This window comes from Frankia sp. CcWB3 (genome assembly GCF_977927595.1).
This window is the reverse complement of sequence record NZ_CDWRCK010000349.1, coordinates 1-3,406: the sequence shown is the minus strand read 5'-3', so window position 1 is coordinate 3,406 and position 3,406 is coordinate 1. Positions and strand designations below refer to the sequence as shown.

General features: G+C 73.5%; 3 protein-coding genes and 2 pseudogenes. 4 read left to right on the top strand and 1 reads right to left on the bottom strand.

The genetic code is table 11. The features are described 5' to 3' along the window. From rfaE2 to ACY5KJ_RS18880, 4 genes and pseudogenes are all read left to right on the top strand, one after another. Positions 1-516: D-glycero-beta-D-manno-heptose 1-phosphate adenylyltransferase (rfaE2, locus tag ACY5KJ_RS18895; RefSeq protein ID WP_462203989.1), on the top strand; the 516-nt coding region annotated here is incomplete at its 5' end. A gap of 139 nt (positions 517-655) precedes the next feature. Continuing rightward, positions 656-1,305: pseudogene (locus ACY5KJ_RS18890) on the top strand (SDR family oxidoreductase). A 104-nt stretch (positions 1,306-1,409) separates the two neighbouring features. Continuing rightward, positions 1,410-2,601 (top strand): annotated as a pseudogene (locus ACY5KJ_RS18885) (glycosyltransferase family 9 protein). Between the two features lie 3 nt (positions 2,602-2,604). After that, the gene (locus ACY5KJ_RS18880; RefSeq protein ID WP_462187628.1) at positions 2,605-2,856 is read left to right on the top strand and encodes a DUF2795 domain-containing protein; all 252 of its coding nucleotides are present in this window, start codon (positions 2,605-2,607) and stop codon (positions 2,854-2,856) included. 144 nt (positions 2,857-3,000) lie between these two features. On the opposite strand, the gene ACY5KJ_RS18875 is transcribed toward ACY5KJ_RS18880, so the two are convergent. Next, positions 3,001-3,406 (bottom strand): DUF6480 family protein (locus ACY5KJ_RS18875; protein WP_462203988.1); only part of this gene is annotated, 406 nt, incomplete at its 5' end.

Below are 3,406 nucleotides of genomic sequence, written 5' to 3'. Positions count from 1 at the left end.
GGCGGGAACGGAGCCAGGGGCGGGGGCGGTCACGATCTGACGACCGCCCTCGACGCGACGACCGCCCTCGACGTGGTGCGCCGTGCCCGGGCCCGCGGCAGCGTGGTCGTGGCCACCGGCGGATGCTTCGACCTGCTGCACGCCGGCCACGTCTCCGTCCTCGCCGCCGCCCGCCGGCTCGGCGACTGTCTCGTCGTCTGCCTGAACAGCGATGCCTCGGTCCGGCGGCTCAAGGGCCCGGACCGGCCGCTGGTGAGCCAGGCCGACCGGGCCGCCGTGCTGCTGGGTCTGGGCAGCGTGGACGCCGTGGCGGTGTTCGACGACGACACCCCCGCCCGGCTGCTCGGGGAGCTACGCCCGGACGTGTTCGCGAAGGGCGGTGACTACGCGGTCGCCGACCTGCCGGAGGCCGCCGTCGTCGCGTCCTGGCAGGGGCAGGCAGTCGTCCTGCCCTATCTCGAAGGCCGTTCCACCACAAAGATGATCAGAGAGGCGGTACGCCGTGGCGGCACCTGACACCACCTTCGGCACGTCCACCATCGACACGCCGGCCATCGACACGCCGGCCGCCGGCTCGGCGGTTGCCGGCTCGGCGGTCGCATCGACGGCACACGAGGCAGCGGCGAGCGGGGCGTCGCCGGGCGGTCCCGGAACCGTGCTCGTCTCCGGCGGGGCCTCGGGACTGGGGGCCGCGGTGGTCGCGGCCGTCCGCTGGTCCTCGACCGGCGGCCGGCGCCGTCGGCACCGCACGAGATCGTCGACCTCGCCGACGGCCGGGCGGCGGAGGCGGCCACCCGGCGGCTCGTCGAACGGGAGGGCGGCCGACTCGACGGTGTGTTCACCGCGGCGGGCACCGACCACCCGGCGCCATTCGGATCATTGAACGGCGCCGACTGGGACCGGATCGTCGGGGTGAACCTGCTGGGTACCGCGGCGGTGGTCCGCGGCGCGCTGCCGTATCTGGAGACCTCCGGGGGGCGCATCGTGACGTGCGCCTCCACCCTCGGGCTTCGGGTCGCGGGCGACGCATCGGCCTACTGTGCGTCGAAGTTCGGCGTCATCGGGTTCACCCGGGCGCTGGCGGAGGAGTTCAAGGGTCGCCTCGGCGTCACGCTCCTCGTGCCGGGCGGGATGACGACGGCCTTCTTCGACGACCGTGACGAACAGTACAAACCGGGACCCGACGCCAAGCTCAACCGGCCGCAGGACGTGGCCCGCGCCGTGCTGTTCGCCCTGGCCCAACCGGCCGGGTGCGAGATCAGGGAGCTGGTCGTGACGTCGTCCTGGGAAACCTCCTACCCTTGATCGCCAGCTCGATCACCGGCTCGCCCGGGGGCACCGGGACGTCGCGCGGTCGCGCGGGACCCGGAAACAACGGCCCCGCGCGACCCGGGAACAACGTCGTCGTCCTGCGCGCGCTCGGGCTCGGTGACCTGCTCACCGGCCTGCCCGCGTTGCGGGGGTTGCGCCGGCACCTGCCGGCGGCGCGCATCGTCCTGGCGGCGCCGCGCTGGCTCGAACCGCTGGCACTGCTGTCCGGCGCGGTCAACGGCGTACTCGACACGGCGCCGCTGGGACCGGTGCGGCTCGACCGACCCGACCGACCCGACCTGCTCGAGCGACCCGACCTGCTCGACCGGCCCGGCCTGGCCGTCAACCTGCACGGCCGCGGACCGGAGTCCACCGCGACCCTGCGCGCCGCGGACCCCCGCCGACTGTGGGCCTTCGACCTGCCCGCAGGCCTCCGCTGGGACGAGCCCGGTCCCGATGAAGCGCCCGCGGGCGCCGAGGAGCAGGCCGAGGAGCACGAGGTGGTCCGCTGGTGCCGGATGCTCGCCGCCTACGGGGTGCCCTGCGACCCGAGGGACCTGGCTCTGGACCGACCCGCCCCATCCCACCGGCCAAGCCAACTAAGCCGGCTCGACCGGCTCGACCGGCTCGACCGACCCGACCGACCCGACCTGCCCGCCCGACCCGACCAGACCCCCGGACCCGACCAGTCCGACCAGGCTGCCCCGCTCATCGGCGTCACGCTGGTCCATCCGGGCGGGGCCGCCCCTGCCCGCCGCTGGCCGGTCGACCGGTGGGTGAGCGTGGCCCGGGGCCTGGCCGGGCGTGGTCACCGGGTGGTCGTGACCGGCAGCCGCCCGGAGGCCGCCCTCGCCACCGAGGTGGCCCGTCGCGCGGGGCTCCCCGCCGCTGCCGTCCTCGCCGGCGACACCGACCTGCTCGGGCTGTGTGCCCTCGTCGCCGACGCCCGGCTCGTCGTGGCCACCGACAGCGGGGTGGGACACCTGGCCACGGCCTACGGCATCCCGTCGGTGCTGCTGTTCGGGCCGGTCTCACCGGCCGCGTGGGGCCCCGCCGGACCGCCCGCGCCATCGTGCCCTGTGGGCGGGCCGTCGCGGCGATCCATTCTCCGCAGCCCCCGATCCGGGCCTGCTCACCCTCACCCCGGCCGATGTGCTCGACGCCGTCGACGCCGTCGACTCAGTACGGAGGTTCTGCGGGTCCGGGGGTCTCGGCGCGGGGTTTGGACCGCGGCCGAGGGGTCATCCTCGCTGCATGACTACCGCCATCGAAGGGGACGTAATGAAGTAACAAATACGTGATCGAGAGCATCATCGCAGGTCACAGGCCTGTGGAGGGTTCGAAACGCGCAAGTTATTTCATTTCGACTCCGAAGCGCAGAAGTATCTCAAGGGAATCGACTATCCGGCCGATCGCGCGACAATCGTGAAAAAGGCGAAGGAGAACGGGGCGGACGAGTCCATCATCCAGGCCCTCGAACACATACCGGACCGTCAGTACAACGGGCCGAACGCCGTCTCGAAGGAACTCGGCGGCCAGTCCTGACGTCCGCCCCGGCACATCAGATGGCACATCGGGTCCCCATCCCCGGATCCTGTGGCCAGGACCCTACGGCCAGGCGGCCGCGATCGACACGACCCGTCGGCATGGCATGGCACGACCTGCCGGGCCGGCCGCCGGGCCATTCGCTCAACCCGCACCCATGATCGCCTCCGCGATGAGGAACGCGGCGACAAGCGGGACGACGACGCCGACAGCGATCAGAGTGATGGCCATCGGGGTCCGATTGGGCGGGCCCGGTCCGGCGTTGGGCTGATCGCCGCTGACCGCCCCAGCCATGGAGTCCTCGCCGGGCGGCGTCTCCCCTGGGGACACCCCGCCACCGGATTCAAGACCGGTGGCGACCGCGGGGTCGGGATCGATGGACGAGCGGGCGGATCCCGGCGGCGCCGGGCCCGGACCGCCCGCCGGACCACCCGACCGGAGATGGCCGGAACGGGGTCGGGCGGCATGGGCCGGTCCGGGCTGCGGGTGGCGGGAACGGGGATCGGTGGGCGCCATGACAACGGCATGCCCCACCCGCGCCCTCCTACCC